General features: G+C 68.2%; 19 protein-coding genes. 9 read left to right on the top strand and 10 right to left on the bottom strand.

All coding sequences use genetic code 11. From position 1 onward, the window contains the following. Window positions 1-4 precede the first annotated feature (4 nt). The gene (locus tag EDD92_RS30395; RefSeq protein ID WP_123967283.1) at window positions 5-2,158 is read left to right on the top strand and encodes a S9 family peptidase; all 2,154 of its coding nucleotides are present in this window, start codon (window positions 5-7) and stop codon (window positions 2,156-2,158) included. 128 nt (window positions 2,159-2,286) lie between these two features. Here EDD92_RS30395 and EDD92_RS30390 read toward each other — a convergent pair whose 3' ends face one another. From EDD92_RS30390 to EDD92_RS30370, 5 genes are read right to left on the bottom strand one after another with little or no spacing between them, the layout of a single operon-like run. Beyond that, window positions 2,287-3,342 carry an ABC transporter ATP-binding protein gene (locus EDD92_RS30390; protein WP_123967282.1) on the bottom strand — a complete coding sequence of 352 codons (1,056 nt, stop codon included), beginning with the start codon at window positions 3,340-3,342 and terminating at the stop codon, window positions 2,287-2,289. Next, window positions 3,335-4,318, bottom strand: coding sequence for an ABC transporter ATP-binding protein (locus EDD92_RS30385; protein WP_123967281.1), 984 nt, complete (start codon window positions 4,316-4,318; stop codon window positions 3,335-3,337). The genes EDD92_RS30390 and EDD92_RS30385 overlap by 8 nt, the downstream gene beginning before the upstream one ends. Before the next feature lie 9 nt (window positions 4,319-4,327). Continuing rightward, the gene (locus tag EDD92_RS30380) at window positions 4,328-5,305 is read right to left on the bottom strand and encodes an ABC transporter permease (RefSeq protein WP_123967280.1); all 978 of its coding nucleotides are present in this window, start codon (window positions 5,303-5,305) and stop codon (window positions 4,328-4,330) included. Next, entirely contained in the window at window positions 5,298-6,221 is a 924-nt protein-coding gene (locus EDD92_RS30375; RefSeq protein ID WP_123967279.1) for an ABC transporter permease, read from the bottom strand. The genes EDD92_RS30380 and EDD92_RS30375 overlap by 8 nt, the downstream gene beginning before the upstream one ends. Before the next feature lie 6 nt (window positions 6,222-6,227). Further along, complete coding sequence (locus tag EDD92_RS30370) at window positions 6,228-7,856, bottom strand: ABC transporter substrate-binding protein (protein WP_123967278.1); 1,629 nt, start codon at window positions 7,854-7,856, stop codon at window positions 6,228-6,230. Between the two features lie 556 nt (window positions 7,857-8,412). On the opposite strand from EDD92_RS30370, the gene EDD92_RS30365 reads away from it, so the two are divergent. The 8 genes from EDD92_RS30365 to EDD92_RS30335 all read left to right on the top strand — a co-directional run bounded on the left by EDD92_RS30365 (window position 8,413) and on the right by EDD92_RS30335 (window position 16,361). Continuing rightward, window positions 8,413-8,952 carry a hypothetical protein gene (locus EDD92_RS30365; protein ID WP_123967277.1) on the top strand — a complete coding sequence of 180 codons (540 nt, stop codon included), beginning with the start codon at window positions 8,413-8,415 and terminating at the stop codon, window positions 8,950-8,952. Between the two features lie 85 nt (window positions 8,953-9,037). After that, the gene (locus tag EDD92_RS30360; RefSeq protein WP_123967276.1) at window positions 9,038-10,081 is read left to right on the top strand and encodes an amidohydrolase family protein; all 1,044 of its coding nucleotides are present in this window, start codon (window positions 9,038-9,040) and stop codon (window positions 10,079-10,081) included. A 287-nt stretch (window positions 10,082-10,368) separates the two neighbouring features. Further along, the gene (locus EDD92_RS30355; RefSeq protein WP_123967275.1) at window positions 10,369-12,240 is read left to right on the top strand and encodes an ABC transporter substrate-binding protein; all 1,872 of its coding nucleotides are present in this window, start codon (window positions 10,369-10,371) and stop codon (window positions 12,238-12,240) included. A 3-nt stretch (window positions 12,241-12,243) separates the two neighbouring features. Then, entirely contained in the window at window positions 12,244-13,320 is a 1,077-nt protein-coding gene (locus EDD92_RS30350) for an ABC transporter permease (protein WP_260326841.1), read from the top strand. After that, complete coding sequence (locus EDD92_RS30345; RefSeq protein ID WP_123967274.1) at window positions 13,317-14,231, top strand: ABC transporter permease; 915 nt, start codon at window positions 13,317-13,319, stop codon at window positions 14,229-14,231. Before EDD92_RS30350 ends, EDD92_RS30345 begins: the two co-directional genes overlap by 4 nt. Then, window positions 14,228-15,226 (top strand): ABC transporter ATP-binding protein, encoded by a 999-nt coding sequence (locus tag EDD92_RS30340; protein WP_123967273.1) that lies wholly within the window; start codon window positions 14,228-14,230, stop codon window positions 15,224-15,226. The genes EDD92_RS30345 and EDD92_RS30340 overlap by 4 nt, the downstream gene beginning before the upstream one ends. Further along, on the top strand, window positions 15,223-15,378 hold the full coding sequence (locus EDD92_RS50020) for a hypothetical protein (RefSeq protein ID WP_185124168.1): 156 nt from the start codon (window positions 15,223-15,225) through the stop codon (window positions 15,376-15,378). Before EDD92_RS30340 ends, EDD92_RS50020 begins: the two co-directional genes overlap by 4 nt. Beyond that, the gene (locus EDD92_RS30335) at window positions 15,375-16,361 is read left to right on the top strand and encodes an ABC transporter ATP-binding protein (protein WP_123967272.1); all 987 of its coding nucleotides are present in this window, start codon (window positions 15,375-15,377) and stop codon (window positions 16,359-16,361) included. The genes EDD92_RS50020 and EDD92_RS30335 overlap by 4 nt, the downstream gene beginning before the upstream one ends. A 143-nt stretch (window positions 16,362-16,504) precedes the next feature. Here the strand turns inward: EDD92_RS30335 and EDD92_RS30330 are convergent, their stop codons facing one another. From EDD92_RS30330 to EDD92_RS30310, 5 genes are all read right to left on the bottom strand, one after another. Then, the gene (locus tag EDD92_RS30330; RefSeq protein WP_123967271.1) at window positions 16,505-17,653 is read right to left on the bottom strand and encodes an ABC transporter ATP-binding protein; all 1,149 of its coding nucleotides are present in this window, start codon (window positions 17,651-17,653) and stop codon (window positions 16,505-16,507) included. Continuing rightward, window positions 17,646-18,707: an ABC transporter ATP-binding protein gene (locus EDD92_RS30325; RefSeq protein WP_123967270.1), complete on the bottom strand. Its 1,062-nt coding sequence runs from the start codon at window positions 18,705-18,707 to the stop codon at window positions 17,646-17,648. The genes EDD92_RS30330 and EDD92_RS30325 overlap by 8 nt, the downstream gene beginning before the upstream one ends. 11 nt (window positions 18,708-18,718) lie before the next feature. Continuing rightward, entirely contained in the window at window positions 18,719-19,657 is a 939-nt protein-coding gene (locus tag EDD92_RS30320) for an ABC transporter permease (protein ID WP_123967269.1), read from the bottom strand. Further along, entirely contained in the window at window positions 19,650-20,576 is a 927-nt protein-coding gene (locus tag EDD92_RS30315; protein ID WP_123967268.1) for an ABC transporter permease, read from the bottom strand. Before EDD92_RS30315 ends, EDD92_RS30320 begins: the two co-directional genes overlap by 8 nt. A 147-nt stretch (window positions 20,577-20,723) precedes the next feature. Further along, complete coding sequence (locus EDD92_RS30310) at window positions 20,724-22,346, bottom strand: ABC transporter substrate-binding protein (RefSeq protein ID WP_123967267.1); 1,623 nt, start codon at window positions 22,344-22,346, stop codon at window positions 20,724-20,726. Window positions 22,347-22,871 lie beyond the last annotated feature (525 nt).

Genomic DNA, 22,871 nt, shown 5'->3' with positions numbered 1-22,871 from the left:
GGGCATGACGACGACGTCCGACTCCTTCCCCCGCAGGCACGCCCGCACCCAGCGGTTCACCCTGGGCGCGCCGCGCGCCTTCACCGTGGCGCCCGACGGCACCCGTGTCGTGTTCCTGCGCTCCACCTCCGGTACGGACAGGGCGAGTTCCCTGTGGGTTCTCGACGTACGGGACGGCGGGGAGCGCGTGGCGGCAGACCCGCGCGCCCTGCTCGGCGGCGACTCGGAGGAGCTCCCGCCCGAGGAGCGGGCGCGCCGCGAACGCAGCCGCGAGGGCGGCGCCGGCATCGTCGGCTACGCCACCGACGCGGCCGTGGAGTTGGCGTCTTTCGCCTTGTCAGGGCGGCTTTTCACGGCGGAACTGCGGGCCGGCACGGCACGTGAACTCCCCACCCCCGGACCGGTGATCGACCCGCGCCCCTCCCCCGACGGCCGGCACGTCGCCTACGTCGCGCAGGGAGCCCTGCGGGTGGTCGGTGCCGAGGGCAAGGACGAACGGGCCCTTGCGGAGCCGGAGTCGGCGAACGTCACCTACGGGCTGGCCGAGTTCATCGCGGCCGAGGAGATGCAACGCCTGCGTGGCTTCTGGTGGTCCCCGGACTCGGACCGGCTGCTGGTCGCGCGCGTGGACGACACGCCGGTACGGCGCTGGTGGATCTCCGACCCGGCCCAGCCGGAACGTGAGCCACAGCACGTCGCCTACCCGGCGGCGGGCACGGACAACGCGGACGTACGGCTGTTCGTGATCGGTCTGGACGGGGCGCGCACGGAGGTCCTCTGGGACCGGGTGCGCTATCCGTACCTGGCACATGTGCACTGGTCAGAAGCGGGCGCACCCCTGCTTCTCGTACAAGCGCGCGACCAGCGCAGCCAGTTGTTCCTGGCCGTGACCCTGGAGACGGGCGCGACCCGGCTGGTGCACGCGGACGAAGATCAGGTTTGGCTTGATCTTTTCCCCGGGGTGCCCTGCTGGAGCCCGTCCGGGCAGCTGGTGCGCATCGTCGACGAGGGCGGCGCGCGGGTCCTGGCGGTGGGTGAACGCCCGCTGACGGGGCCGCAGTTGCATGTGCGGGCAGTGCTGGACGTCTCGGACGACAATGTGCTGATCGCTGCGTCGGCCGGAGAGGAGGCCGAGGCCCCCGAGACCGGCGAGGTGCATGTCTACCGCGTCAACGAGCTCGGTCTGGAGCGTGTGTCGCAGGAGCCCGGCGTGCACTCGGCGGTGCGCGCCGGGGGCGTGACCGTGCTGGTGTCCGCCGCACTGGACCGGCCGGGCGCCCGCGTACAGGTACTTCGCGACGGCGACCGAAGGGAGATGGGGGTCCCCCCGGCCGGAGGCTGGGGGAATGCCGCGACCATCGCCTCGCACGCGGAAGACCCCGGCATGACACCCCGCGTGACCCTCACCGAGGGGGGCGCACGGCGCATCCCGTGCGCCGTGCTGCTTCCTCGCGATCACGACGGCAAGACCCCGCTCCCGGTCCTCATGGATCCCTACGGCGGTCCGCACGGCCAGCGGGTGGTCGCCGCCCACAATCCGCATCTGACCTCGCAGTGGTTCGCCGACCAGGGGTTCGCGGTCGTGGTCGCCGACGGCCGCGGCACCCCGGGCCGCTCCCCGGCCTGGGAGAAGGCCGTCCGCGACGACCTCGCGGGAGCCACGGTCGAGGACCAGGTGGACGCGCTCCAGGCGCTCGCCGGCCGCTTCCCCCTGGACCTGACCCGGGTCGGCATCCGCGGCTGGTCCTTCGGCGGCTACCTGGCGGCGCTCGCGGTGCTGCGCCGACCGGACGTCTTCCACGCGGCCGTGGTGGGCGCCCCCGTCACCGATCTGCGGCTGTACGACACCCACTACCAGGAGCGCTACCTCGGCCACCCGGACGAACAGCCGGAGGTCTACCGCCGCAACTCGCTCATCGACGACGCGGGCCTGGTCGACGCAGCCGAGCCGCACCGTCCGATGATGATCATCCATGGTTTCGCCGACGACAACGTGGTGGTCGCCCACTCCCTGCGGCTGTCCTCGGCCCTGCTGGCCGCCGGCCGGCCGCACGAGGTGCTGCCGCTGTCCGGCGTCACGCACATGACCCCGCAGGAGTCGGTCGCCGAGAACCTGCTGCGGCTCCAACTCGACTTCCTGAAGCGGTCGCTGGGGTAGGCCCGGGCACGGCAACGGGCCGGGGCTACATGGCGAGCCCCGGCCCGTTTACGGCACCCGCACGGCCGTACGCTCTAGAGACTGACGCGTCCGTATATCGGAACCGGGTCGGCCAAGTTGCCTGCGTGTTACTCCTCGGTCGGCACGCTGCCCGGCGCGGAGCGCCCAATTGTCAGCGTCTCCTCCGCGAAGTGGCAGGCCGAGTCATGGGCGGCCGGACCGCGCACGTCCCGGAACTCGGCCGGCACCGCCAGCAGCGGCACCTCCAGCGCGCACCGCTCCTGCGCCTTCCAGCACCGTGTGCGGAAGCGGCACCCCGAGGGGATGTTCGTCGGTGACGGCACGTCTCCCGAGAGGATGATCCGCTCCCGGCGCTCCCGCGCCACCGGGTCGGGCACGGGGACGGCGGACAGCAGCGCCTGTGTGTAGGGATGCGTCGGATGGTCGTAGATCTCGGCGTCCTTGCCGGTCTCCACGATCCGCCCGAGGTACATCACTCCGACCCGGTCCGAGATGTGCCGGACGATCGACAGGTCGTGCGCGATGAAGACGTACGACAGCTCGAACTCGCTCTGCAGCCGGTCCATCAGGTTGATCACCTGGGCCTGCACGGACACGTCCAGCGCGGAGACCGGCTCGTCGGCGACGATGATCTCGGGGCGCAGCGCCAACCCCCGTGCGATGCCGATGCGTTGGCGCTGGCCGCCGGAGAACTGGTGCGGATAGCGGTTGATGTACTCGGGGTTGAGCCCGACCACGTCCAGCAGCTCCTGGACCTTCCCCCGCCGGTCGCCCTTGGGGGCCACCTCGGGGTGGATCTCGTACGGCTCCCCGATGATGTCGCCCACGGTCATCCGGGGGTTGAGGGAGGTGTACGGGTCCTGGAAGACCATCTGGATGTTGCGCCTCACGGCTCGCAGGGCCTTGCCGGACAGCTTGCCGATGTCCTCGCCCTTGTAGCGGATCTCCCCTGCCGTCGGCTTCTCCAGGTTGACCAGCATCTTGGCGACCGTCGACTTGCCGCAGCCGGACTCTCCGACGATGCCGAGGGTTTCACCTCGGGCGAGTTCGAAGTCCACGCCGTCGACGGCCTTCACCGAGCCGACCTGCTTCTTGAAGAGAATCCCCTGAGTGAGCGGATAGTGCTTGAAGAGCCCTCTGACCTGCAGAATCGACTCAGCCATTCATGCACTCCCTCCAGAAGTGGCAGGCGCTGCGCCGGGCCGGCTCTTCACCGTTCACCTCGTACAGCGGCGGCTCGTCGGTCCGGCACACGTCCTGGGCCATCGGGCAGCGGGGGTGGAAGGCGCAGCCCGGCGGGATGTGCATGAGGTTCGGCGGCAGGCCCTGGATGGCGTAGAGCTCCTGGCCCTTCTGGTCGAGCCGCGGGATCGACTCCAGCAGGCCCTTGGTGTACGGGTGGGCGGGCACCTTGTAGATGTCGTGCACCGGGGCCGACTCGACGATCCGGCCCGCGTACATCACGGCGATCCTGTCGGCGACGTCGGCGACCACGCCCAGGTCGTGGGTGATCAGGATGAGCCCCATGTTGTACTCACGCTGCAACTCGGCGAGCAGGTCCATCACCTGGGCCTGGACGGTGACGTCCAGCGCCGTCGTCGGTTCGTCGGCGATGATCAGCGCCGGCTCCAGTGCCAGCGCCATCGCGATCATGATGCGCTGGCGCATACCCCCGGAGAACTGGTGCGGGTAGTCCTTGACCCGCTCCTTGGCCGCGGGGATCCGCACCCGCTCCATCAGCTCGACGGCCTTCGCCCGCGCGTCCTTCCGCGACATCCCCCGGTGCACGACGAACATCTCGCCGAGCTGGTCGCCCACGGAGAGCACGGGGTTGAGGGAGGACAGCGCGTCCTGGAAGATCATGGCCATCTCGGCGCCGCGGACCTTCCTGCGCTCCTCCTCCTTCAGCTTCAGCAGGTCCCTGCCCTGGAAGAGGATCTCGCCGCCCGTGATCCTCCCGGGCGGCATGTCGAGGATGCCCATGACCGCCTGCGCGGTGACGGACTTGCCCGACCCGGACTCGCCGAGCACGGCGAGGGTCTCCCCGGCGTCCACGCCGTAGTCGACCCCGTTGACGGCCTTGGCGACCCCGTCCCGGGTCCGGAACTCCACGTGCAGGTCTCGCACTTCGAGCAGCATGACGGCGGCTCACCTCAGCTTCGGATCGAGGGCGTCGCGCACCGCGTCGCCGAGCATGATGAACGCCAGCACGGTGACCGCCAGCGCGCCGGCCGGCCACAGGAGCATGTGGGGCGCGTTGCGGATGTACGGGGAGGCCGCCGAGATGTCGATGCCCCAGCTGACCGTGGGCGGCTTCAGACCGACGCCGAGGTACGACAGGGTCGCCTCCAGCGCGATGTACGTGCCGAGCGCGATGGTCGACACGACGATCACCGGCGCGACCGCGTTCGGCGTGATGTGCCGCAGCAGGATGCGGGAGTCGGAGGCACCGAGCGCACGGGCGGCCTGCACGTAGTCGTTCTGTTTGGCGGTGATGACCGAGCCGCGGGCGATGCGGTAGACCTGCGTCCAGCCGAGCAGCACGATGAACCCGATGACCGGCCAGATCGTGTTGCTGGTCACCACGGAGAGAAGCACGAGACCGCCGAGCACGACCGGGATCGCGAAGAAGATGTCGGTGATCCGGGACATCAGCGAGTCCCAGCCCCCGCCGAAGTACCCGGCGAGTCCGCCGAGGACCGAGCCGAGGAGCGCGACGCCGAGCGTGGCCAGGACGCCGACGCTGATGGAGATGCGGGTCCCGTACACCGTGCGCGTGTAGACGTCGCAGCCCTGGCCGTCGTAGCCGAAGGGATGGCCGGGCTGGGAGCCCTCCTGGGCCTTGGCGAGGTCGCACTTGAGGGGGTTGCCGGAGGCGATCAGGGACGGCCACAGGGAGATCACGACCAGGAACAGGATCACCAGCGCCGAGATGATGAAGACGGGGTTGCGGCGCAGGTCGCGCCAGGCGTCGGACCACAGGGAGCGCGGCTTGCCCGCCGGTCCCGTGCCCTCCGGCCCCCCGGGGGTCCGCTCCAGGGTCTGCGCCTCGGTCACCGCGAGGTCCATCGCACCGCCCGTGCCCGCTGAGGAGATGGCGCCCTCGGACTCGTACTGCTCAGGCATAGCGGATCCTCGGGTCGAGTACGGCGTACAGGAGGTCGACCAGCAGGTTGGCCACCAGGAACACGAGGACGAGTACGGTCACGAAGCCGACGACGGTCTGGGTGTTCTGCCGGAGGATGCCCTGGTAGAGCTGGTAGCCGACGCCGTGGATGTTGAAGATCCGCTCGGTGACGATCGCGCCGCCCATCAGTGCCCCGATGTCCGTGCCGATAAAGGTGACGACGGGGATCAGGGAATTGCGCAGCAGGTGCCGGACCACCACCCGGCGCCGGGGCAGGCCCTTGGCGATGGCCGTGCGGACGTAGTCGGAGCGCCGGTTCTCCGCGATGGAGGTGCGGGTCAGCCGGGTGACGTAGGCGAGGGATACCGACGCCAGGACGAGACCGGGCACGATCAGTTCGCCGAAGGTGGCCTCCGTGGAGACCGAGGGTTTGATCCAGCCCCACTCGACGCCGAGCAGCAGTTGCAGCAGCAGGCCGGTGACGAAGGTGGGCACGGAGATGACGACGAGGGTGCCCAGGAGGACCGAGGTGTCGACGGGCCGGCCGCGCCTGAGGCCCGTGACGACACCCAGCGTGATGCCGATGACGATCTCGAAGAGGATCGCGACGATCGTCAGCCGGATGGTGACGGGGAACGCCGTCGACATCAGCTCGGTGACCTTCTGGCCGTTGAACGCCGTACCGAAGTCGCCGGTGAAGACGTTCCCCATGTAGGTCAGGTATTGCTGCCACACCGGCTTGTCGAGGCCGAACTCCTTCTTCAGCTGGGCGGCCGTGGCCGGGTCGCACTGCCGCTCGCCGCACAGTCCCGCGATGGGGTCGCCCATCACGTTCACCATCAGGAAGATCAGCAGCGTGGCCCCGATGAACACCGGGATCATCTGGAGCAGACGCCGGACCACGTACCGTCCCATGCGCGGTCAGCCGACCTTGATCTCGTTGTAGACGGGGACGCTGAAGGGGTTCAGCGCGACGTTGGACAGCCGGTCCGACCAGCCTGCGCTGCCGTTCTGGTACCAGAGCGGGATGGCCGCCATGTTGTCGCGGACGACCTTCTCGGCGTTCTGGAACAGCCCGATCGCCTTGGCGGTGTCGGTCTCGGTGTTGGCCTGGTTGACGAGGCTGTCGAAGTCCTTGTTGGACCAGTGGCCGTCGTTGGAGGAGGCGTTGGTGTAGTAGAGCGGCTGCAGGAAGTTCTGGATGAGCGGGTAGTCCATCTGCCAGCCGGCCCGGAAGGGACCCGACATCTTCTTCTGCGTGATCTGGTTGCGGAAGTCCGCGAAGGTGCCGACCGGGTTGCCGACGCAGGCCTTGTCGTTGCCGAGTGCGTTGTTGATGGAGTTGCAGACGGCGTCCACCCATTCCTTGTGCGAGCCGGTGTCCGCGTTGTACGTGATCTTGACCTGGCCGCCGGGGAGCCCGCCGCCCTCCTGGACCAGCTTCTTCGCCTCGCTGGGGTTGTACTCGCAACTGCTCCCGCACAGGCCGTCCTGGAAGCCGCCCTTGGTGCCGAGGACCGGTGAGGTCCAGTCGGTGGCCGGGGTGCGGGTCTTCTGGAAGATGGTGTTGGTGATCTGCTCGCGGTTGATGGCCATGGACAGGCCCTTTCGGACCTTCAGCGCGCCGCTCGTGTTCCAGTCCGGGTCGTAGAAGGGGAAGGCGAGCGTCTGGATGATGCCGGCCGGGGTGTTGAGATACCGGTCGCCGAGGTCGCTCTTGACGTTCTTGAGCTGGGCGGCCGGCACGTCGTCGACCAGGTCGAGGTTGCCGGCCATCAGGTCGGTGTAGGCGGTGTTGTTGTCGGTGTAGACCTTGAGGTCCACGCCGCCGTTCTGCGCCTTGTCCGTGCCGGGGTACGCGTCCCACTTCCTGAGGGACATCTTCGAGCCCTTGGTGTACGACTGCACCTCGTACGGCCCGTTGCCGACGGGCTTCTCGATCCACGCGGCGTGGTCGGAGAAGAAGGCCCCCGGCAGCGGGTCGTAGGCCGAGTAACCGAGGGTGTCCGGGAACGTCGAGAACTTCTGGGTGAGCTTGACGGTGAAGGTGTTGGTGCCCGTGACCTTCAGCCCGGAGAGCGTGTCGGCGGTCTGCTTCCCGCTCTCCGGATGGACCTTGTCGTAGCCCTCGATGTACCCGAAGAAGTACGCGTTCTTCTGGTTGTTCTTGAGGCTGGCGCCGTAGTTCCAGGCGTCCACGAAGGACTTGGCGGTGACGGCCTCGCCGTTGCTGAACTTCCAGCCGCTCTTGACGGTGATCGTGAAGTTCTGCGAGTCGGCGGTGTCGATCTTCTCGGCGAGCATGTCCTCGGCGGCACCCGTCTTCGGGTTGTACCGCTTCAGCCCGCGGAAGATCATGTCGAGGACCTTGCCGCCCTGCACCTCGTTGGTGTTGGCGGGCTCCAGCGGGTTCTGCGGGTCTCCCCAGGAGGAGCTGAGCACCGCACTGCTGTCACCGCCGCCGCTGCCGCTGCTGCCGCCGCAGGCCGTCGCGGCGAGTGCGAGCGCCGCGGCGCCTGCGGCCCATCTGGCGTGCGTGGCTCCAGGCATGGAGTGCCTCCTCGGGAATACCCAACCGTTACCGGCCAATATCCGAGCAAATGGAACACAGTGCACATTCGGTGCACCCATCTGCGGGACGGATCGCCCGAAGGAGGGATCGAAGACGGCAGAACACGCGCGCAGGTTCCGCGCTTGATGGGAATTTGAGAATTCCCGTCGCACGTGACCCACATCACATTATGCGATGCAGAGATCGAGCCAAATCCCCCAGAAAGTGATGAACGGTCACCCCCTTTTCTCCCTTGTGACCGCTTTGCCGTCAGGGCGCCCGAGTGTGAATTCAAGGAAGATCACATTGCGGCACGGAATGACGGTTGCCAACTCGACGGAACACGGCCAATCTTCAGTCGCTGCGTCTTGATCGACCGCCCGACAGCCGTCGACAGAAGGCCAGTTGACCAGCAGAACGGGGGTTCTGATGAGTGCTGATTTTCATCACGGTCGCAGGTGTCGCCATGCATTGGCGCGCCTTGGCACGAATACCTCCACGAACCAGCACCGATTCGTCCGTCGGGAATTGCCCGACCGAAGGGAATTCACTTCCGTGAGGAAAATCGTAAGCTCTGTCATCGCGTCTGCCGTCGTCGCCGGTGGCATGGTGGGAGTCGCCGCCGCGCCGGCGTCCGCCTCGTGCGCGCCCAGCCCGGGGACCGGCTACGAGATCTACGACAAGCACACGGTGTACCCGGGGACCAACCTCGCCAGCACGTGGGTCTTCGACAACACCGACCCCACCGTCAGCTACAACCAGAGCAAGACGGGAACCTGGACCGCCAGCGGCACCGCGGGCGTCGAGGCCGAGGCCGGGGTGATCTTCGCAAAGGCCAGCACGTCGTTCAGCGTGACCGTGGGCAAGTCGTGGTCGCACTCCGACAGCTGGAACTACTCGCTGCACGCCAAGGACAAGGCGGGCAAGACCCAGGTCCGGATGCGGCTGTTCCACGAGGCCAAGAAGTTCAAGGTCCGCAAGTACACGTACTACTACGACGGCCACTGCAAGTTCCACAGCACGACCAAGTGGCGCAAGCAGTTCACGGCGCCGGTGAAGAGGAACAACAACGTCTGGGGACTCGAGTACAAGTAGGCACAAGAAGCCCCGCAGCACGGCCCGCCGGTTTCCCGGCGGGCCGTTTTGCCGTCGGCCCGCCCGGCAGCGAGACTCCGGCCCCATGGCCTTTCATTTACGCGGGACCGTGCTCCCCGACGGCTCGGTCCGGGATGTGTGGACGCTCGGGGACCGCATCACCTTCGAGCAGCCCTCGCAGCCGGCCGACACCCTCGCCGACGGAGGGTTCCTGCTGCCCGGTCTCGTCGACGTGCACACACACCCGGGCTCCCCGTCCGAGGACGAACCGGCCTTCGACAGCGAGGCGTTCGCGGCACAGGTGGCCCAGCACCGGGACGCGGGGACCACCGCACTGCGCTTCCCGGGACTCCTGGGTGAGATACCTGCCGGGATGCGGGAAGCCCCCGACAGCCCGCGCATGGTGAGCGCGGGGCGTTGGCTGGCCTGGGCGGGGCTGTCGAGGAGCGCCCCCTTCCACACCGTCACCGACGACCTGGTCGCCGCCGCGGTCGCGGAGGCCAGGGCCCACGACGGCTGGTGCAAGCTCGTCGGCGACTGGGACTTCGAGGCGGATCCGGTGCCGTACGAGGTGCTGCGCACCGTGACCGACGCCGTGCACGCGGCCGGCGGCCGAGTCGCCGCGCACTGCCAGTCCGGGCGCGGAACGGTCAACGCCGCCCGCGCAGGGGTCGACTCGGTCGAGCACGGGATGGGGATGCCCGAGGAGTGCGTGGACCTCATGGCGGCGCACGGCACGGTCTACGTCCCCACGCTCACCACCTTCGCCCGGAGCGCCCCGCGCCGCACCCGGGACACCCCGCGTGGGCGACTGTGGCACGCCGGCCACGAAACCATGGTCCGGCGCGTGGGCGAGGCCCACGACGCCGGAGTCACGGTCCTCGCCGGCACCGACTCCGCGCCCTTCGGCAACGTGGCCACGGAGGTCGAGCATCTCATCGCGGCGGGCCTGCCCGCCGAGGCCGCCGTCGGCGCCGCGAGCTGGACGGCCCGCGCGTTCCTGGGCCTGACCGGCCTCACCGAGGGCGCCCTCGCCGACATCACCGTCTACGACGCCGACCCGCGCCGTGAACCCGCCGTGCTGCGGCATCCCCGCCGCATCGTGCTGCGCGGACGGGTGGTCCGCTGACGGGTCGTCCGTTCGCAACAGTCACGACATCATCACGGTGGCTGATTCCCTCCGTCGACGGCGTCAGCGCTCTACCAGGACCCCTTCACAGGTCTTGACCAATAGCGGGCCGAGCGAACATCAACTCGCCGTTTTCGCAGGCCACCATGGTTTCACGCGCCGTTGACGTGCGCAGACTGCCGCTGATAGACACACTCATCACCCGGCTGGCCCGTCACCAGGCAGAACCCGCTCCTGAAGTCCGAACAAGCCGTCCCTGTGCGAGCGATGACGTGAGGTCACGATCCATGAGCACACAAGACCAGCACGGCACCAGGCGTTCACATCCGAGAAGGCCGCGATCGCGCACCGCCCGGCTGGTGGCGGCCGCCGGCGCCGCCGCTCTGACCTTCTCGGCCGGCCTCGCGACTCCGCTCAACCCGGCGCCCCAGCGCGCGGAGGCCGCCCAGGGCAAGAAAACCCTCACCGTCGCGGTGGCGCAGAGCGTCGACTCGCTGAGCCCCTTCCTGGCGGTGCGTCTGCTCAGCACGAGCATCCTCCGGCTGACGTACGAGTACCTGACCGACTACGACCCCGGGGACGCGCACCCGGTCCCGGGCCTGGCCACCAGTTGGCAGCCGTCCGCCGACAAGCTCACCTGGACGTACACGATCCGTTCCGACGCGAAGTGGTCGGACGGGCAGAAGGTGACCGCCGAGGACGCCGCATGGACGTTCAACAAGCTGATGACCGACGAGGCCGCCGCCACCGCGAACGGCAGCTTTGTCACCAACTTCCGCAAGGTGACGGCGCCCAGCCCCACCAAGCTGGTCGTCGAACTGAAGAAGCCCCAGGCCACCATGACGGCTCTCGATGTGCCGATCGTGCCCGAGCACATCTGGAAGGACGTCAAGGACTTCTCGAAGTTCAACAACGACAAGTCCTTCCCCGTCGTCGGTGACGGACCGTTCGTCCTCAGCGACTACAAGGCGGACAGCTACGTCCGGCTCAAGGCCAACAAGAGCTTCTGGCGCGGGGCGCCCAAGTTCGACGAGGTGGTCTTCAAGTACTACAAGGACCAGGACGCGGCCGTGGCCGCCCTGCGCAAGGGCGAGGTCTCCTTCGTGGCGGGGGCGCCCGCCCTGACACCGGCTCAGGCGGCCTCTCTCAAGGGCCAGAAGGACATCAAGGTCAACGACGCCCCCGGCCGCCGTTTCTACGCCCTCGCCACCAACCCGGGAGCGCAGGCGAAGAACGGCAAGAAGTTCGGCGACGGCGACCCGTCGCTCCTCGACCAGCGGGTGCGGCACGCCCTGTTCATGGCCGTCGACCGCAAGACCATCATCGACAAGGTGTTCCAGGGGCACGCGGTCGAGGGCCAGGGCTACATCCCGCCGCGCTTCTCGACGTACTTCTGGAAGCCCTCAGCGAGCCAGACACTCTCCTACGACCCCACGAAGGCCGCCCAGCTCCTCGACCAGGCCGGCTTCAAGAAGAACGCCGACGGCAAACGGGTCGGCAAGGACGGCAAACCGCTGAACTACCGGGTCCTGTGCCACGCCACCGACCCCAACGACAAGGCGGTGGGCCAGTACCTCAAGGAGTGGTGGGCGAAGCTCGGCGTCGGTATGACGCTCGACTGCCTGGACAACGTCACCGACCCGTGGCTGGCAGGCAAGTACGACCTCGCCTTCGACGGCTGGTCCGTCAACCCCGACCCGGACTTCGTGCTGTCGATCCACACCTGCGCGGCGCTGCCCGCGACCCCGAAGGACACCGGCCAGACCGACAACTTCATCTGCGACAAGACCTACGACGGCCTGTACGCCAAGCAGCTCGCCGAGTACGACTCCGCCAAACGGGCCGACATCGTCAAGCAGATGGAGTCGCGGCTGTACGACCTGGGGTACATGAACGTCATGGCGTATCCGAACGCCGTCGAGGCCTACCGCACCGACCAGATCAAGTCGATCGAGACGATGCCCAAGGCCGCCGGCAACATCTACGGCCAGGACGGCTACTGGAGCTGGTGGTCGGCGGTCCCGGCCGACTCGGGCAGCTCCTCCGGGGGCAGCTCGACCGGGGTCGTCGTGGGGGTCGTCGCGGGTGTCGTGGTCCTCGCCGGCGCCGGACTGCTCTTCGCGCGGCGCCGTCGCGCCACCGCCGACGACCGCGAGTAGCCCATGCAGCCAACGGCACCTGACGCAGCGTCCGCCGCGGTCGACAAGGCCGCCGTACCGGTCCCGGCCGGTCCGGCCGTCCACGGACCACGGGCCCGCACCACCACCGCGTATCTGCGGTACGGGGCGGGCAAGGCGGGCGGCGCCGCCGTGTCGCTGCTCGCCGTGCTGGTCACCGGGTTCTTCCTGTTCCGGCTGATCCCCGGTGACCCCGTCAAGACGATGACCGGCGGCCGCCCCGTCTCGGCGGAGCAACTGGCCGCCTACCGCAGGGAGTTCGGACTCGACCTGCCCGTGTGGCGGCAGTTCACGGACTACTGCGGCAAGGCGCTCACCGGTGACCTGGGCACGTCCTACCAGTTCCGCACCCCGGTCGTCGACAAGATCGGCGAGGCGCTGCCGAACACGCTGCTGCTGACCGGCACGGCCTTCGTGCTCTACACCGCGCTCGGCATGTTCCTCGGCACCCGCTCGGCCTGGCGGCACGGCAAGCTCGGCGACAAGCTCAACACCGGTCTGGCGCTGACCCTGTACTCCGTCCCGTCCTTCTGGCTGGGGCTGCTGATCATCATCGTGTTCGGCGTGGGCCTCGGCCCCGTCCCCGGGCTGTTCCCGACCGGCGGCATGGAGTCGGGCGGCAAGGAGGGCTTCGCCTACGTCCTCGACGTCGCCCACCACCTCGTCCTGCCGGTGCTCACCCTGGTCGCCGTCGAGTACGGCCAGACGCTGCTGGTCACCCGCTCGGCGCTGCTCGACGAGATGGGGAGCGACTATCTGACGACCGCCCGCGCCAAAGGCCTGAGGGACGACCTCGTGCGGCGCCGGCATGCCGTGCCGAACGCGCTGCTGCCCACGGTCACCCTGGTCTTCGTCAACCTCGGGCGGACGGTCGCGGGCGTCATCCTGGTCGAGACGGTCTTCTCCTGGCCGGGCCTCGGCGGACTGTTCTACCAGGCCCTGAGCGTGCCCGACCTGCCGCTCGTCCAGGGCCTGTTCCTCTTCTTCGCCTCGGCGGTGATCGTCATGAACACTCTGGCCGACCTGGTCTATCCGCTGCTCGACCCGCGGGTGGGCCGATGACGACGGACACCGCGCCTGCCCCCGGACCCCGCGCGCTGGCCTGGCAGCGCCGCCGCCGCTCCGCCGCGCGGTTCTGGCGGGAGTACCGCACGCATCGCGCAGGCCTGGTCGGCCTGGGAGCGCTCGCCCTGTTCGCGCTGATCGCCCTGACCGCGCCGCTGACGGTCGGCTCCGACGTGGCCGGAGTGACCGACGCGCCGGGCAGTCCTCTCCAGCCGCCGAGCGGTGAATTCCCGCTGGGCACCGACCGGTTCGGGCGCGACCTGCTGGGCCTGGTGGTGTGGGGCTCCCGGGTCTCGCTGCTGGTCGGGCTGCTCGCGGCCGTGCTGTCAGTGGTGATCGGCACGGTCGTCGGAATCACCGCGGGGCACTTCCGGGGGCCGTACGCGACTGTACTGATGCGCATCACCGACTGGTTCCTTGTGATGCCGGCGCTGGTGCTGGCCATCGCGCTGGCCACCGTGATGACCCGTTCCCTGGGCACGGTGATCCTCGCGATCGGCGTCACCTCCTGGCCGACGACGGCCCGCCTGGTGCGCGCCCAGACACTGGCGGTGGAGTCCCGGCCGTACATCGAACGGGCCAAGGCGCTCGGCGGCGGCCACTGGCACGTCATGACCAGGCACGTCCTGCCCAATGTGATGCCGCTGGTCCTCGCCCAGACGACCCTGATGATCTCCTCCTCCGTCCTCGCCGAGGCCACGCTGGCCTTCCTCGGCCTCGGCGATCCCACGGTCATCTCGTGGGGCGGCCTGCTGCAGGACGCGCGCGAGGCCGGTGCGGTCAGCTCCGGCGACTGGTGGTACCTGGTGCCGCCGGGCATCGCGATCGCGGTGGTCGCGCTGACGTTCACACTGTGCGGCCGTGCGGTGGAGTCCGTCCTCAACCCCAGGCTGGGGGTGGCCCGTTGACGCTGCTGGAGGTCCGGAACCTCGAAGTGACCTACGCCGGCGGCGCGGCCGCGGTGCGGGGCGTGGACCTGTCGCTGGCGGCGGGACAGAAGCTCGGCATCGCGGGCGAGTCGGGCTGCGGCAAGTCCACGCTGGCGCTCGCGCTGCTGAGACTGCTGCCGGCCGATAGCCGCGTCGCCGGGGAAATCCTCCTGAACGGCGAGGACGTCCTGACCATGCGCTGGGGGCAGGTGCGGGCGGTGCGCTGGGCGGGCGCCTCGATCGTCTTCCAGGGGGCGATGCACTCGCTCAACCCGGTGCACCGCATCGGCGACCAGATCGCCGAGCCCGTCCTGCTGCACCGCGGGGCCACGGCGGCCGCGGCGCGGAAGCGGACCGGTGAGCTGCTGGAGCAGGTGGGCCTGCCAGCGGCACGCGCGTCGGCGTACCCGCACGAGCTGTCCGGCGGCCAGCGGCAGCGCGTCATGATCGCCATGGCGCTGGCCTGCGGCCCGCAGCTGGTCATCGCCGACGAGCCGACCACAGCCCTCGACGTGATGATCCAGGCGCAGATCCTGCGGCTGATCGAACAGCTCGTCGCCGAGCAGGACGTCGGCCTGATCATGATCAGCCACGACCTGGCGGTGCTGGCCGACACCTGCGACCGGCTCGCGGTGATGTACGCGGGCCGCGTCGTCGAGGAGGGCCCCGCCCGCCAGGTCTACGAGGACGCCCGGCACCCGTACGCGAAGGCCCTGTCGGCGGCTTTCCCGCGCATCGGCGACCGGGCCTCCCGGTTCGCCCCGAGCGGCCTGGCCGGCGACCCGCCCGATCCCGCCGCGCTGCCCTCCGGCTGCACCTTCCACCCGCGCTGCCCGGTCGCCCTGGACGAGTGCTCCGTCGAGGACCAGCGGCTGCGGGACGCGGGGCAGGGGCGGTGGGCGGCCTGTGTGCACGTGGGGGCCGCGGTCCCGCCGCCGGCCGGCCCGACGGAGGATGCGAGGAGCAGCACATGACGACGACTGCACCACCACCGCCCCTGCTCAGCGCTCAGGGCCTGCATGTGACCTTCCCCGGGCGGCACGGTGCGCCTGCGGCCGGGGCGCGCGTAGGGGCAGCGATGCCGCCGCCGGCCGGCCCGACGGAGGACCCGAGGAGCGGCACATGACCACCATCGCACCGCCCCTGCTCAGCGCTCAGGGCCTGCACGTGACCTTCCCCGGGCGGCACGGTGCCCCCGCGGCGCGGGCCGTGGACGGCGTCGAGCTCGACATCCGGGCCGGGGAGATCGTGGCGCTGGTCGGCGAGTCGGGCTGCGGCAAGACGACGTTGGCGCGCTCGCTGCTCGGCCTGGTGACGCCGGCCGCGGGCCGGATCACGTTCGCCGGGAAGCCCCTGGAGTACTCCTCCCGGGCACTGAAGGCGTACCGCAAGCGTGTCCAGCTCGTACTGCAGGACCCGACCGGCTCACTCAATCCCCGCCACACGGTGTACGACGCGGTCGCCGAGGGCCTGCGGATCCACGGCCGTACGGGGAACGAGCGGGCGGCTGTCGCCGAGGCCCTCGCCCACGCGGGCCTGCGCCCCCCGGAGCGCTTCTTCCTGCGCTACCCGCACGAACTGTCCGGCGGTCAACGCCAGCGAGTCGTCATCGCGGGCGCGCTCGTCCTCGAACCCGAACTGATCATCGCCGACGAGCCGGTGGCCTCGCTCGACGCCTCCGTACGCGGCGAGATCCTCGCCCTCCTGCTGCGCCTGCGCACCGAACTGGGCCTGTCCGCGCTGGTGGTCACCCACGACCTGGGCCTGGCCTGGAACATCGCCGACCGGGTCGCGGTGATGTACCTGGGCCGGATCGTGGAGACGGGGGACGTGGAGCAGGTGCTGACGGCCCCTCGACACCCGTACACCCAGGCACTGTTGTCGGTACTGCCGGAGGCTCAGGGTGACCCGGTGGTACTGACCGGCGAGCCCCCGGATCCGTCCCGCATCCCGTCCGGGTGCCGGTTCCATGCCCGCTGCCAGGTGCTGGCCAGTGGGGAGGCGGAGCGGGCGGGGGTAGCGCAGCGGTGCCGTAGCGAGGACCTGGCGGTGCTGGACGGTGGTGGCGGCGAGCAGGTGGCCTGCCACTGGGCACGGGTAGCGCTCTGAAGGGGCGCGGGGCTGTGACATATGCGGCTCCGCCGCGTGGGCGCGACCAGCCACGACGGCGCAGCAGACGATCCGCGTCCTCGAAAAACGCCGGTTCCCGGCACCCTCGGGGGTACCGGGAACCACGGGACAGCTGACGGCAGTCACACCGCGCCCACCACGTCCTTCTCCTCCGCGAAGTGACAGGCAGACTCATGCGCAGCCGGGGAGTCCGAGCCCTTGAAGCGCTCGGGAATCGCCAGCAGCGGGATCTCCTCGGCGCACTTGTCCTGGGCCTTCCAGCAGCGGGTGCGGAAGCGGCAGCCCGAGGGCGGGTTGGCCGGGGACGGCACGTCGCCGGTGAGGATGATCCGCTCGCGGTGCTCGCGGGCGTCCGGGTCCGGCACCGGGACAGCCGACAGCAGCGCCTGGGTGTAGGGATGCGTCGGGTGCTCGTAGATCTGCTCGTCGGTGCCGATCTCGGCCATCTTGCCGAGGTACATCACGCCGACGCGGTCCGAGATGTGCCGGACGATCGACAGGTCGTGCGCGATGAAGATGTAGGAGAGGTTGAACTCGTTCTGCAAACCCTCCATCAGGTTGATGACCTGTGCCTGGACGGACACGTCCAGCGCCGACACCGGCTCGTCGCAGATGATGACCTCGGGGTTCAGGGCCAGGCCGCGGGCTATACCGATGCGCTGACGCTGACCGCCCGAGAACTGGTGCGGGTAGCGGTTGATGTACTCGGGGTTGAGGCCGACGACGTCCAGCAGCTCCTTCACCTTGCGGCGCCGGTCACCCTTCGGGGCCACCTCGGGGTGGATGTCGAAGGGCTCGCCGATGATGTCGCCCACCGTCATACGGGGGTTGAGCGAGGTGTACGGGTCCTGGAAGATCATCTGGATGTTCCGGCGGACGGCCTTGAGCGCCCTGCCGGACAGCTTGGTGATGTCCTGGCCCTTGTAGAAGATCTCGCCCGCCGTCGCCCGCTCCAGGTTCATCAGGAGCTTGGCCACCGTGGACTTGCCGCAGCCGGACTCGCCCACGATGCCCAGGGTCTCGCCCTGGTACAGGTCGAAGGAGATGCCGTCGACGGCCTTCACGGCGCCGACCTGCCGCTTGATGACGATGCCCAGGGTCAGCGGGAAGTGCTTCACCAGGTTGCGCACCTGGAGGATCGGCTCGCCGCGCTCCACGTGTGCGTCCAGGGCGGCGACCGCCTCCTCCTCCGAGTGCACGTCGACGGCGTCCACCTCGGAGACGTTCGGTGTGGCGTCCGTCGGCTCGTCGGTCTTGGTCGACTCAGCCATGGATCGTCTCCTTCCAGAAGTGGCACGCGCTGGCGCGGCCGGGCAGTTCCGTTCCGTCCCGCTCGGTCACCGGGACCAGCAGCGGCCGGTCCGTACGGCAGATGTCCTGCGCCTTCTCGCAGCGAGGGTTGAAGGCACAACCGCTCGGCACCTTCAGCAGGTTGGGCGGCAGTCCCTTGATCGCGTAGAGGTCCTGGCCCTTCTGGTCGAGCCGCGGGATCGAGTCGAGCAGGCCGCGGGTGTAGGGGTGGGCCGGGCGCTTGTACAGCTCGTGCACCGGCGCCGTCTCCACGATCCGGCCCGCGTACATCACGGCGATCTTGTCGGCCACGTCCGCCACGACACCGAGGTCATGGGTGATGAGGATCAGGCCCATCTGGTACTCGCGCTGCAGCTCCGCGAGCAGGTCCATCACCTGGGCCTGGACCGTCACGTCGAGAGCCGTCGTCGGCTCGTCGGCGATGATCAGGTCCGGTTCCAGGGCGAGCGCCATGGCGATCATGATGCGCTGGCGCATACCGCCGGAGAACTGGTGCGGGTAGTCGTTCACGCGGGCCGCGGCGGCCGGGATCTTCACCCGGTCCATCAGCTCGATGGCCTTGGCCTTGGCCTGCTTCTTGGAGAGTCCCTGGTGGACGCGGAACATCTCGCCCAGCTGATATCCCACGCTGAGCACGGGGTTGAGCGAGGACAGCGCGTCCTGGAAGATCATTGCGATCCGGGCGCCCCGCAGCTTGCGCCGCTCCTCGCCCGACATGGCGAGCATGTCCTGGCCGTAGAAGCGGATCTCGCCCTTGGGGATGCTGGCCGGCGGCATGTCGAGGATGCCCATGATCGCCTGCGCGGTCACGGACTTGCCGGAGCCGGACTCGCCGAGCACGGCGAGGGTCTCCCCCGAGTCCACGGAGTAGTTCACGCCGTTGACGGCGCGGACCACGCCCTCACGGGTCTTGAACTCGACGTGCAGATCGCGCACTTCGAGCAGCGGGCCGGTGCGCTCCGGGTCGCCCGGGCGCGGGGCCGGGACGGCGTCCGTCGGGTCGATGATGGTCACGTACGCCTCCCTCAGCGTGACTTGGGGTCGAAGGCGTCGCGAACCACGTCGCCGAGCATGATGAACGCCAGCACGGTGATGCTCAGGGCCGCAGCCGGGAACAGCAGCGCGTGCGGGTTGGTCAGGAACCGGTCCTGGGCGTCACTGATCATCACGCCCCAGGAGATGTTCGGATACTGGATGCCGATGCCCAGGTAGGACAGGGCGGCCTCGGCGGAGATGTAGACGCCGAGGTTCATCGTGGTGATGACGATGACAGGGGCGAGCGTGTTCGGCAGGATGTGCCGGAACGCGATCCGCCAGGAGTCGGCGCCCAGCGCCTGTGCCGCCATCACGTAGTCGTTGTACTTGTTGGCGATGACCTCACCGCGCATGATCCTGAAGACCTGGGGCCAGCCGAGGATCGCCATGATGAGCGACACCGACCAGACGTCACCGCCGCCCCAGATCGACATGATCAGCAGACCGCCGACCAGAAGCGGCAGGGCCGAGAACACCTCGGTGATCCGGGAGACGACCGCGTCCAGCCAGCCGCCGACCAGACCGGCCAGCATGCCCAGCAGACCGCCGATGAGCGTGGTGACCACGGTCGTCACCACACCGACGACGATCGAGTTGCGGGTTCCGTACACGGTCCGCGTGTAGATGTCGCAGCCCTGGACGTCGTAGCCGAACAGGTGCCCGGACGACGGCCCGTTCATGGAGTTCTGCAGCTGGCAGAAACCGTCGGAGAACGGGGAGCGGGCGGTGAACAGGCTGGGTGCGATCGCCAGTGCGAGCAGGCACACGATGACGAAGCCGGTGACGATGAACATGGGCCGCTTGCGCAGGTCCACCCAGCCGTCCTTGAGCAGGCTCGCCTGCCGGGCCGCCGCCTTCTCCTCGGCCTCGATCTCCTTGGCGATGGCGGCCTCGTCGGTGGTGGGCCTCTCTATCGTCTTCTCACTCATAGCGAATCCTCGGGTCGAGCACGGCGTACATCAGGTCTACGAGGAGGTTGGCGACCAGGTAGATCAGTACGAGCAGGGTCACCAGACCGACGACGACGGGTCGTTCACGCAGATAGAGGCTCTGGGCCAACTGGCCGCCGATACCGGGCAGGTTGAACACGCGCTCGGTGATGATGGCACCACCCATGAGAGCACCGAGGTCGAAGCCCAGGAAGGTGACCACCGGGATGAGGGAGTTGCGCAGTGAGTGGATACCGATGACCCGCCGCTGCGGAAGACCCTTCGCCACCGCCGTCCGCACGTAGTCGGCGCGGTTCGACTCCGACATGCTCGCCCGCACCAGGCGCGCGATATAGGCCATGGAGGTCGAGGCGAGCACGATGGCGGGGAGGATGTAACTCTGCGGCCAGCCCTTCTCGATGCCGGCGACGGGCGTGATCTTCAGCTTCACGCCGAGCTCCAGCTGGAGGATGCTGCCCAGCACGAACACCGGGATCGAGATCAGCACCAGCGTCGAGATGAGCACGACGTTGTCGATGAACTTGCCCTTCTTCAGGGCGGAGAAGATGCCGGCGACGATACCGATCACGGCCTCGATGGCGAACGAGGTCAGCCCCAGCTTCAGAGTGATGGGGAACCGCTCGGAGACGATCTCGGAGATGGCACGTCCGTTGTACGTCTCGCCGAGGTCACCGGTGAAGACGCCGCTGATGTAGTGCCAGTACTGCTGGTACAGCGGCTCGTTGAGGTGGTAGTGCGCACGCAGAACCGCCGCGATGTTGGGGTCGGCGCGCTTGTCGCCGGCCAGCGCCTGGATCGGGTCGCCGGGCAGAGCGAAGACCAGGCAGAAGATGATGAACGTGACGCCTATCACTACAGGGATCACCTGCAGCAGGCGGCGCACGACGTATCGGCCCATGGGTACTCCAGAGGGGGTGCTCGGCCCGACCGTGGCCGAGGGGATGGCACAGTCGGACGGGAGACGGCAGCAGGAGTGAGCAGGGGAAGGCTATTCCTCCCCCTGCTCACCCCGTAATGCTGTGTCAGAACTGCTCAGAACCTGGGGTCAGCTGAGCTTGACCTGGTCCCACAGGATGTTGTGACCGGCGATCTTCATCGACTTGATCTTGTCGCTGAAGCCGGAGTTCAGGGTGTAGAAGTACACCGGGATGTACGGCAGGTCCTTGAGGATCACGTCGTCGGCCTGCTGGTACTTCTTGACGGCGTCCTCGTGCGTCGCGGCCTGGTCACCCTCGACGAGGAGCTTCTCGAAGTCCGGGCTGACGTAACCCGAGTAGTTGGAGCCGTTGGCGATGGCTTCCTTCGAGAAGATCGGACGGAGGTAGTTCTCCATGTCCGGGTAGTCCATGTTCCAGGCCATACGGAACGCGCCCTGGTACTTCTTGGCGTCCAGGTCGTTGAGGATCGTCTGGAACTGCTCGAACGGCTTGGCCGTCACCTTGATGCCCAGGTTCTGCTGGATCTGGTTGGCGACCGCCTCGATCCACGCCTTGTGGTCGCCGTCGGCGTTGTAGCCGAGCTCCAGCTTGTTGCCGGGCAGGCCGCCGCTCTTCTTGTAGAGCTCCTTGGCCTTGGCCGCGTCCAGCGTGCAGGCCTCACCACAGGCGCCCTTGCGGTAGCCGTCGATGATGGGGCTGATGAAGTCGTCCGCGGGCGTACGAGCGCCGAGGAAGATCTTCGAGGCGATCGTCTTCCGGTCGATCGACATGGAGATGGCCTTGCGGAGGTCCGCGTTCTGGAAGGCCTTGTTGTACTTGATCGGGAAGCCGATGTAACCGACACCCGAGTCGGCCTCGTCGATGTAACGGCCCGGCAGGTCCTTGTGGTACGTCGGCAGACCGGAGTTCGGGATGACGAGCTGGACGTCCAGGTTGCCGGCGACGAGGTCCTTGTAGGCCGTGTCCAGGTTCGAGTAGATCTTGAAGTTGACACCCTTGACCTCGATGTTCGAGGCGTCCGGGTACTTGTCGTACTTCGTGACGTCGATCTCTTCGTTGTGCTTGAACGTGCCCTTGATCTTGAAGGGGCCGTTACCGATGGGGGCGTCGCCGAAGCCCTTCGGGTCCTTGAAGAACGCCTTGGGCAGCGGAGAGAAGGCGAGGTAGGACAGCTGGGCCGGGAACGCCGAGAACGCGCCGTTCAGCGTGATCTCAAGCGTGCTGTCGTCGACGGCCTTCAGACCGGACATCTTGTCCGTCTTCGGCTTCTTGCCCTCGCCCGGGTTCAGGTCGCTGTAGCCCTGGATGTGGCTGAACAGCGGGTTGGTCTGCTGGGCGTTGGTCTGGTTGGCGCCGTAGTTCCAGGCGTCGACGAAGGACTGAGCGGTGACCTTCTCGCCGTTGTGGAAGGTGTAACCGGACTTCAGCTTGATCGTCCAGACCTTGTTGCCCTTGCTCTCGATCGACTGCGCCATGGCGTTGACGACCTTGTTGTCGGCGTCAAGCTTGGTCAGACCCGTGAAGAGGGCGTTGATGACCTGGCCGCCCTCGGTCTCGTATGTGTTGGTGGGGACCAGGCCGTTCTGCGGCTCACCGATCTCCACCGACACGACGCCGTTGCCCTTGCCCTTGCCCGAGCTGGTGTCGTCCCCGCCGCCGCCACAGGCCGTCGCACCCAGCGCCACTACGGCGGCTATCGCAACCCACTTGGCGCTCTTGGCACCACGCATGGGGCTCCTCCTCATGAGTCCATTGGTTCACCGCATGGAGGAGCACATGACACGTCACCGTCACCGGTGCCTGAAACGGTCAGGTGCCCCCGCGCTCGTGAGTCGACGCCGCATGCAGCGTGTTGACCCGTTGATCCGAGCTCTACGCGCCTAACTATCTGCCATGCGCCATGGCCGAACCACACTCATAAGGTCTCGGTTCGATCACACCTGACGCGTACATCTTCCAAAATCCGGACAAAGGGTTTGCCGAAAGATCCCTGCGAAACGGACTTGTTACACACCTATCGGACCCGCATGTCCGTATACCGAACGCGAAGGGCGTGAAAATTCAGTTGCGGATCCACCGCGGCTATGCATGGACCTTCGGCGGGCCAACGGGTCCGCGCCGCAAGGCCGTTCACACCCCTCGCACAGGGGGCTGATGGGATGCACGCTGGCCGAAGAATAGTGCGGTTCGATCCGCCTTTGCCGATCCAGAACGAGAACAAGGGTTTTCCCTACCCTCGGGCACGCAGGAAGGCC

This window comes from Streptomyces sp. TLI_185 (assembly GCF_003814765.1).
Taxonomy (GTDB): domain Bacteria; phylum Actinomycetota; class Actinomycetes; order Streptomycetales; family Streptomycetaceae; genus Streptomyces.
The sequence above is the reverse complement of the archived record's forward strand: the minus strand, read 5'-3'. Positions and strand labels throughout refer to the sequence as shown.

What these genes read in the sequence shown, in the direction of transcription:
- EDD92_RS30335 (WP_123967272.1), top strand. Translation starts at nt 15,375, where the DNA reads ATGACCACCATCGCACCGCCCCTGCTCAGCGCTCAGGGCCTGCACGTG.
- EDD92_RS30390 (WP_123967282.1), bottom strand. Translation starts at nt 3,342, where the DNA reads ATGGCTGAGTCGATTCTGCAGGTCAGAGGGCTCTTCAAGCACTATCCG.
- EDD92_RS30320 (WP_123967269.1), bottom strand. Translation starts at nt 19,657, where the DNA reads ATGAGTGAGAAGACGATAGAGAGGCCCACCACCGACGAGGCCGCCATC.
- EDD92_RS30375 (WP_123967279.1), bottom strand. Translation starts at nt 6,221, where the DNA reads ATGGGACGGTACGTGGTCCGGCGTCTGCTCCAGATGATCCCGGTGTTC.
- EDD92_RS50020 (WP_185124168.1), top strand. Translation starts at nt 15,223, where the DNA reads ATGACGACGACTGCACCACCACCGCCCCTGCTCAGCGCTCAGGGCCTG.
- EDD92_RS30330 (WP_123967271.1), bottom strand. Translation starts at nt 17,653, where the DNA reads ATGGCTGAGTCGACCAAGACCGACGAGCCGACGGACGCCACACCGAAC.
- EDD92_RS30310 (WP_123967267.1), bottom strand. Translation starts at nt 22,346, where the DNA reads ATGCGTGGTGCCAAGAGCGCCAAGTGGGTTGCGATAGCCGCCGTAGTG.
- EDD92_RS30315 (WP_123967268.1), bottom strand. Translation starts at nt 20,576, where the DNA reads ATGGGCCGATACGTCGTGCGCCGCCTGCTGCAGGTGATCCCTGTAGTG.
- EDD92_RS30355 (WP_123967275.1), top strand. Translation starts at nt 10,369, where the DNA reads ATGAGCACACAAGACCAGCACGGCACCAGGCGTTCACATCCGAGAAGG.
- EDD92_RS30370 (WP_123967278.1), bottom strand. Translation starts at nt 7,856, where the DNA reads ATGCCTGGAGCCACGCACGCCAGATGGGCCGCAGGCGCCGCGGCGCTC.
- EDD92_RS30360 (WP_123967276.1), top strand. Translation starts at nt 9,038, where the DNA reads ATGGCCTTTCATTTACGCGGGACCGTGCTCCCCGACGGCTCGGTCCGG.
- EDD92_RS30350 (WP_260326841.1), top strand. Translation starts at nt 12,244, where the DNA reads ATGCAGCCAACGGCACCTGACGCAGCGTCCGCCGCGGTCGACAAGGCC.
- EDD92_RS30395 (WP_123967283.1), top strand. Translation starts at nt 5, where the DNA reads ATGACGACGACGTCCGACTCCTTCCCCCGCAGGCACGCCCGCACCCAG.
- EDD92_RS30345 (WP_123967274.1), top strand. Translation starts at nt 13,317, where the DNA reads ATGACGACGGACACCGCGCCTGCCCCCGGACCCCGCGCGCTGGCCTGG.
- EDD92_RS30385 (WP_123967281.1), bottom strand. Translation starts at nt 4,318, where the DNA reads ATGCTGCTCGAAGTGCGAGACCTGCACGTGGAGTTCCGGACCCGGGAC.
- EDD92_RS30380 (WP_123967280.1), bottom strand. Translation starts at nt 5,305, where the DNA reads ATGCCTGAGCAGTACGAGTCCGAGGGCGCCATCTCCTCAGCGGGCACG.